This window comes from Corallococcus sp. CA053C (assembly GCF_003611675.1).
Taxonomy (GTDB): domain Bacteria; phylum Myxococcota; class Myxococcia; order Myxococcales; family Myxococcaceae; genus Corallococcus.
The window spans coordinates 1-6,027 of the sequence record NZ_RAWA01000512.1 but is presented as its reverse complement, the minus strand read 5'-3'; the positions used below and the strand labels follow the sequence as shown (position 1 = coordinate 6,027).

7 protein-coding genes are annotated in these 6,027 nt (G+C 69.8%); 2 read left to right on the top strand and 5 right to left on the bottom strand.

Translation table 11 applies throughout. From position 1 onward, the window contains the following. Positions 1–85 precede the first annotated feature (85 nt). Positions 86–1,297: an FAD-dependent monooxygenase gene (locus tag D7V97_RS38695; protein ID WP_120615606.1), complete on the top strand. Its 1,212-nt coding sequence runs from the start codon at positions 86–88 to the stop codon at positions 1,295–1,297. 50 nt (positions 1,298–1,347) lie between these two features. Here D7V97_RS38695 and D7V97_RS38690 read toward each other — a convergent pair whose 3' ends face one another. Continuing rightward, complete coding sequence (locus tag D7V97_RS38690; RefSeq protein ID WP_147445159.1) at positions 1,348–2,220, bottom strand: hypothetical protein; 873 nt, start codon at positions 2,218–2,220, stop codon at positions 1,348–1,350. Positions 2,221–2,384: 164 nt separating this feature from the next. Here D7V97_RS38690 and D7V97_RS38685 point away from each other — a divergent pair, with 164 nt between their 5' ends. Next, on the top strand, positions 2,385–2,603 hold the full coding sequence (locus tag D7V97_RS38685) for a hypothetical protein (RefSeq protein ID WP_120615604.1): 219 nt from the start codon (positions 2,385–2,387) through the stop codon (positions 2,601–2,603). A gap of 13 nt (positions 2,604–2,616) precedes the next feature. Here D7V97_RS38685 and dusA read toward each other — a convergent pair whose 3' ends face one another. The 4 genes from dusA to D7V97_RS38665 all read right to left on the bottom strand — a co-directional run bounded on the left by dusA (position 2,617) and on the right by D7V97_RS38665 (position 5,831). Next, positions 2,617–3,618, bottom strand: coding sequence for a tRNA dihydrouridine(20/20a) synthase DusA (gene dusA, locus D7V97_RS38680; protein WP_120615603.1), 1,002 nt, complete (start codon positions 3,616–3,618; stop codon positions 2,617–2,619). Between the two features lie 126 nt (positions 3,619–3,744). Further along, positions 3,745–4,287: a hypothetical protein gene (locus D7V97_RS38675; RefSeq protein ID WP_147445158.1), complete on the bottom strand. Its 543-nt coding sequence runs from the start codon at positions 4,285–4,287 to the stop codon at positions 3,745–3,747. A gap of 144 nt (positions 4,288–4,431) precedes the next feature. Then, entirely contained in the window at positions 4,432–4,716 is a 285-nt protein-coding gene (locus D7V97_RS38670) for a hypothetical protein (RefSeq protein WP_120615601.1), read from the bottom strand. Positions 4,717–4,859: 143 nt separating this feature from the next. Beyond that, positions 4,860–5,831 (bottom strand): squalene/phytoene synthase family protein, encoded by a 972-nt coding sequence (locus D7V97_RS38665; protein ID WP_158623541.1) that lies wholly within the window; start codon positions 5,829–5,831, stop codon positions 4,860–4,862. Positions 5,832–6,027: the final 196 nt, after the last annotated feature.

Here is a 6,027-nt window from a genome sequence, read left to right as displayed (position 1 = left end):
CTCCCGTCCCGCCCCGATGCCGGGCAATCCGGCTGAACGACCCAGGCGGCCCCGGAACCAGCGGGAGTCCGGTACAAGGGCCGGCATGAAGGCCCCTCGCATCGTCATCGTCGGCGGTGGACCCGCCGGAATGGTCCTCGCCTACCAGCTCGTCTCGAACGGCGTTCCGGTCCGCGTCCTGGAGCGCCACCCCGACTTCGGGCGCGAGTTCCGCGGCGAGCTCCTCCAGGCGTCGGTCGTCGAAGCGCTCCATCAGGCGGGCCTCTTCTCCCTGCTGCTGGAACGTGGGCTGGCATTGCCAGACATCGAGCGCCGCATGTTCGTGGGCAAGCACCGCAGGGTCCGCGTGCCCGGTCCCCAGGAGCGCGGGGCCGTGGTGTCTCAGCCTGGAATGCTCGCGCTGCTCCATGAGCTGTGCTCGCGCCATCCCCACTACCAGTTGGACTTCGGCACCACCGTGCTCGACGCCGTCCAGGAAGACGGGCGCGTCGTCGCGATGAAGACCCGTCACGATGGCGTGGAGGGCCGCGTCGACGGAGACCTCTTCATCGTCTGCAACGGGCGCAACAGCCACCTGCGCCGGTCCTGCGGCCTGGAGACCGAGTCGTTCGAGACGACGGCCGACGCGCTCTGGCTGCGCTTCGACCTCTCCGACGCGCCGGAGGCCCTGCCTGAATCGCTCCAGGTCCACATGTTCGGCAAGGGGCTCGTCGTCGTGTTCCAGCCCTCCACGGGCCACCGGCTGCACCTCGCCTACAGCGAGCCGGGCGACCTCAACCGGCTGCGCAAGGACCTGCCGGAGCTGCGGCGCCGGCTGCTGCCCACGCTGCCGGAGACGCTGCGGCCCCACGTGGAGCGCAAGCTCGACGAGCACACGGAATGGCAGGTGCTGAAGATCATCGTCGACCGCGTGCGCCGCTGGCATGCGCCGGGCGTCCTCTTCCTCGGAGACGCGGCGCACACCATGTCGCCCTCCGGTGGACAGGGCTTGAACCTGGCCCTCCGGGACACCTTCGTGGCCGCCAACCACCTGCTGGATGCACTCCAGGCAGAGCGCCCGCTGGACGCGGCGGTCTTCGAGCGGATCCAGGCGGAGCGCCAGCCCGAGGTCGACCGCGTCCAGGCAGGACAGACACGCGCGGGGCAGATGGTGCTCAAGCCGCTGGGCGTGCTGCACCTCATGTTCACCGTGCTGGGCGTGGTGATGATGTTCGCGGGCAGGAGGCTGCAGGGTGCGGGGGGCGTACCCGCCGTGGCGCCGCGCTACCTCTCCGCGAAAACGACTCCCGCGAAGTAACGGGAGGGAGCCGCCGGAGCCAGGTCCGACGGCCCTCCCCCTTCCGGCGACTACGGGGTGCAGGTGATGGAGTCGAGCATCGTCACGTTGGAGTTGCCCGTGATGCTCCAGTTCCCAATCCCATTCGTGCCGTTGATGAAGGAGTACGCGACCGAGCGCACGCTGGGGACGTAGGTGCTCGCGCCACTGTGGCCCAGGTCCTGGCAGAAGCGACGGGCCGTGTCCGCCGCGCTGCTGAAGCCGGAGACGGGATGGAGCGTGCCCACCTGATAGCCGTTCACCTTCGGGTTCGGATAGGTGAGGTCCGGCGTCGAGTTGAAGCAGGTGATGGACTCCAGCATCGTCACGTTCGCGTTGCCCGTGGTGTTCCAGTTGCCCACGCCGTTCGCGCCGACGATGTACGTGTACGCGGAGCCGCGGATGCTGGTGGTGAAGCTCCGCGCGCCCGCATGGCCCTGGTCCTGGCAGAAGCGGCGGGCCGTGTCCGCCGCGGTGCTGAAGTTGCTGGCGGGGTCATTGGGCTGGAGGGTGCCCACCTGATAGCCATTCACCTTCGGGACCGCATAGGTGACATCCGAGGTCGACGTGACACAGGTGACGGACTCGATCATCGTCACGTTCGAATTGCCCGTGGTGTTCCAGTTGCCAATGCCTCCCGATCCGACAATGTATGTGTACGCGGAGCCGCGGATGCTGGTGGTCTGGCTTTGCGCCCCGGTGTGGCCGAGGTCCTGGCAGAAGCGACGGGCGGTGTCCGGCGCGCTGCTGGTCCCCGCGTTGGGGTACACGGTGCCAATTTGATAGCCATTGACCTTCGGCGTCGCGTAGGTCGTGAAGGTGTCCGCGCTGGCGGGCAGCGCGAAGCCCACCACGAGAAGCAGGGACACGATGAGGGAGGGAAGACGGTTGACGTGAGACATCATTGTTTCCTCGACTTGAAGCGTCACAACGGGGGGACAAGGACTGGCAGCATACCCGGCGTTCCCCGGAAGTGATGCGCGCTGCTCCAGGACGGAGAAGCTGGCCCTATGTCATCCGCACGGGTACCCTGAGAGCGCGGCGCAAGCCGTCAACCCAGGAGAAACACATGCGAGCGGCAATCATTGCAGGGCTGATGGCAGTCGGGCTGCTGGCAGGGTGTGGCGGCATGCCCGAAGCAGAGTCCGTGGAGTCCGCGGAGCCGGGCACTCGCACCGACTCGCTGTATCACACGTTTATTTGTTGCGACAGCACGGAGTGCACCGGCACCGCCGCCATCTGCAACCAGTACTGCCAGCAAGAGGAGCGCGGCGGCATCTGCTCCTGAGCCTGGAGCGATGTCAGGCCACGGCCTGGAGGCCGGCGTCGCGCGGCACCTTCGCGGCGGCGGCGAGCACCACCTCCGGGCCGGCGCCGTCCTCGTGGGCGTTCTCGCTCAGGTGACGGCGCCACGCGCGCGCGCCTGGCAGGCCCTGGAAGAGGCCCAGCATGTGCCGGGTGATGGCGCCCAGCGGCGCGCCCTGGCTCCGCTGCGCTTCGATGTACGGCAGCATCGCGTCCACCACCTCGTGCCGCGTGGGGGGCGCCTCGGTGCCGCCGAAGAAGCGCCGGTCCGCGTCCGCCAGCAGGTAGGGCGTTTCGTAGGGCGCGCGGCCCATCATCACGCCGTCCACGTGGGCCAGGTGCCCGGCCGCCGCGTCCAGCGTCTTCACGCCGCCGTTGAGGCTGATGTCCAGGTGGGGGAACTCCGCCTTCAGCCGGTACACCAGGTCGTAGCGCAGCGGCGGCACGTCCCGGTTCTCCTTGGGGCTCAGGCCCTTCAGCCACGCCTTGCGCGCATGGACGATGAAGCGCGTGCAGCCCGCCGCGGAGACGCGCCGCACGAAGTCCTCCAGCGTGGGCCACTCCTCCATGTCGTCGATGGCGATGCGCGACTTCACCGTCACCGGGATGCGCACCGCCTCCCGCATGGCGGCCACGCCCCGGGCCACCACATCCGGCTCCGCCATCAGGCACGCGCCGAAGCGGCCGGACTGCACGCGATCACTCGGGCAGCCCACGTTGAGGTTGATCTCGTCGTAGCCCCACTCCTCGCCAATCCGCGCGGAGGCCGCGAGCTCCTCCGGCTCCGAGCCCCCCAACTGGAGGGCCACCGGGTGTTCGGCGGGCGAGAAGCCCAGCAGGCGGTCGCGCTTGCCGTGCAGCACCGCGCCCGTGGTCACCATCTCCGTGTAGAGCAGGGTGTGGCGCGAAAGCTGGCGGAAGAAGAACCGGCAGTGCCGGTCCGTCCAGTCCATCATCGGCGCGACACACAGCGGCATGGGATAGGCCAGGGCAGTCATCCCCCCTTCCCTATCCGGAATCCCGTCGTCCGCCCAGGGCCTCTCCATCGCCTCCCGGGGCCCCTCCGGAGGCAGGCGACCCGGCGGGCCGGCCGGGTCGCGCAGGGAGCCCCCGGGGGCCGGGGCTCAAGCGGCCAGGCCGAGCACCACGCCCTGCTCCGCGAGCCACCCCTCCACCAGCCGCTGCCCGGCCTCCGTCAGCGTGAAGCCCAGCCCGGCCCACTGCTGGCCGTTGAGCATCACCACCTGTCCCAGCGCCTGCGCGAACGCGGGCTCCGGCAGCATCCGCTTGAGCAGCGCGCCCGCGTAGTGGTGGAGGAAGAGGTCGAAGTTCTTCGCGAAGTCCGGGTGCCCGGGGATGGAGTCGCTGCGCGTGTCCGCCGCGACGTCGTACCCCTGGATGAGGCCGCGAAACCCCAGCACCTCCATCAGGAAGGCCTGCATCCGGGCCTGCCCCCGCACCCGACCGGGCAGCCAGCGCTCCGGCCCCGTCGGTGTCTGGAAGGTCCACAGCCCGCGTTGACGCGAGGCGGCGAAGGGCAGCGCGTCCGCTCCCGCGAGCGCGGGCCGCTCCACCCGCGTGGGCCGCCGGGACACCTTCGAGGGCGCCGCGTCCGGACGCGAGGGGAAATACACGATGACCGCTGGGGTCGAGCGGACGCAGTTCATGGGGGAGCACTCCAGGGGGAACACCAACACCGGAATTATCCGGTATGGGTGCCCAGAAGTTGCTGCCCAGGAGACAGAACCGTCCCGTCCCGAGCGGCGCACCGCTCCGGCCCGGGGACGGCCCCTCCACGGAACTTCCCAGGCCTAGGCGCAGAACTCCTGGCCCGCGTCGTTGTGGTAGACGCGCTGGCCGTTCGGGCAACAGTAGACGGCACGCGTGGACGTCGGCGTCTGGATGCAGGCGGACGAGCCGGACACGGAGTAGCCGCGGCAGTCCAGGCCCGAGCCACAGACGGGCAGCGCCTCCTGCGTCACGCCACGCTCGTCAGGCGTCGCCGGGGTGGCCTCCTCGGCCTCCATCCCACCGCCACAACCGACCGCCAACGCCATCCCAGCCGCCACCACCAGGCTCTTGAACAGGTTCTTCATGGGGGTTGTCTCCGACATCCGCCCCGCCGGAATGACGGGGCGAGGACGGTTGTGACATTCCCAGGAAAGACCGCCAAGTCACTAAAACGTGAATATCCAGTTAATAACGAAATACGCGTTTTCCCTTAAATCAACGCGAAGCGTCAGGGGGCGCCAGGGCCGGGGCCGGCGAGCGCCTCCACGGCCTCCGGGAGCGTGCCCCGCTCCAGCGCGCTCTGGAGGGTGATCATCTGGGTGGTCACCACCGCGCGGGACACCTTGGCGCCGGCGCCGTCGCGCACCAGCAGCTCCAACGTGGCCTGCGCCAGCAGCAGGGGCAGCGTGGTGAAGGCGAGCACGTCCCGGGAGGCACCCGCGCTGTAGAGGGCCCGCACGTAGCGCGCGGCCGCGACCAGGTCCTCGCCCGCGAGCCGCTCCACGTCCTGGAGCTGGACACCGGGAGGCAAGAGCGAGCGCCCTTCCTTCTGATCCTGCCGGGCGTCCTTGAGGATGTTGACCAGCTGCAGGCCTTCGCCGAACAGCGGGGCCAGGGCGCGCAGGTTCGGGGAGAAGGGCGTGAGGCGAGAGTCCAGGACGAACAGCTCCGTGAGCAGCTCCCCCACCAGTCCCGCCACGATGTAGCAATAGTCACGCAGGGACTGGAGTGAATCCAGGGTCACCTGGCCCTCGGTGGTGGCGCTCGCGAGCACCTCGCGCATGCCCTGCACCGTCTTGAGCACGAAGTGGCGCAGGATGGCGCCGGCCTCCGGGCGCAGCGCGTCCAGGCTCGCCAGCAGCGAGGGGGTGCGCGCGACGAGGTCCAGGTAGCCCGCGTCCTCGCTCGGACGGCGCTCCCGCCAGTCGCGGGAGAGCGCCTCGGCGTCGGCCTCCGGGTCTTCCTTGAGCAGGGCCTCGAAGCCGGCCAGCGCCTCGCGCCGGGCCTCACGCGGCCAGGACGCGGCGTCCTCCAGCGTGTCGGCGACGCGCAGGAGCAGGTAACCCAGGCCCACCTCACGGCGCAGGGGCTCCTCCAGCAGCGGGATGGCGAGCGCGAACGTGCGACTGGTGCGAGCGAGGAAGTCCGACAGCTCATCGTCCCGAAGCGGGAGGGCCGTCACAGGGGCAGCGTCACTCAAGCAAACCGTCCTTCGGGAAGCGGGCGTGCTCCGCCCGGGACAGTGACTGCCACAAGCCACCCACCGACACACGCGCGAACATCAAGCCTCCGGAGGCCCCCGCACCACGTGGGTCCAGGGCCGAACACCGCGCCACCCTACGGGCCCCGGGCCGGGACGAATATCCGTCACGACCCGGGAGGACACACTCAGGGTG

Bases quoted from the DNA above. Each gene is read 5' to 3' on its own strand.
- D7V97_RS38695 (WP_120615606.1), top strand. From the start codon at position 86: ATGAAGGCCCCTCGCATCGTCATCGTCGGCGGTGGACCCGCCGGAATG.
- D7V97_RS38690 (WP_147445159.1), bottom strand. From the start codon at position 2,220: ATGATGTCTCACGTCAACCGTCTTCCCTCCCTCATCGTGTCCCTGCTT.
- D7V97_RS38685 (WP_120615604.1), top strand. From the start codon at position 2,385: ATGCGAGCGGCAATCATTGCAGGGCTGATGGCAGTCGGGCTGCTGGCA.
- dusA (WP_120615603.1), bottom strand. From the start codon at position 3,618: ATGACTGCCCTGGCCTATCCCATGCCGCTGTGTGTCGCGCCGATGATG.
- D7V97_RS38675 (WP_147445158.1), bottom strand. From the start codon at position 4,287: ATGAACTGCGTCCGCTCGACCCCAGCGGTCATCGTGTATTTCCCCTCG.
- D7V97_RS38670 (WP_120615601.1), bottom strand. From the start codon at position 4,716: ATGAAGAACCTGTTCAAGAGCCTGGTGGTGGCGGCTGGGATGGCGTTG.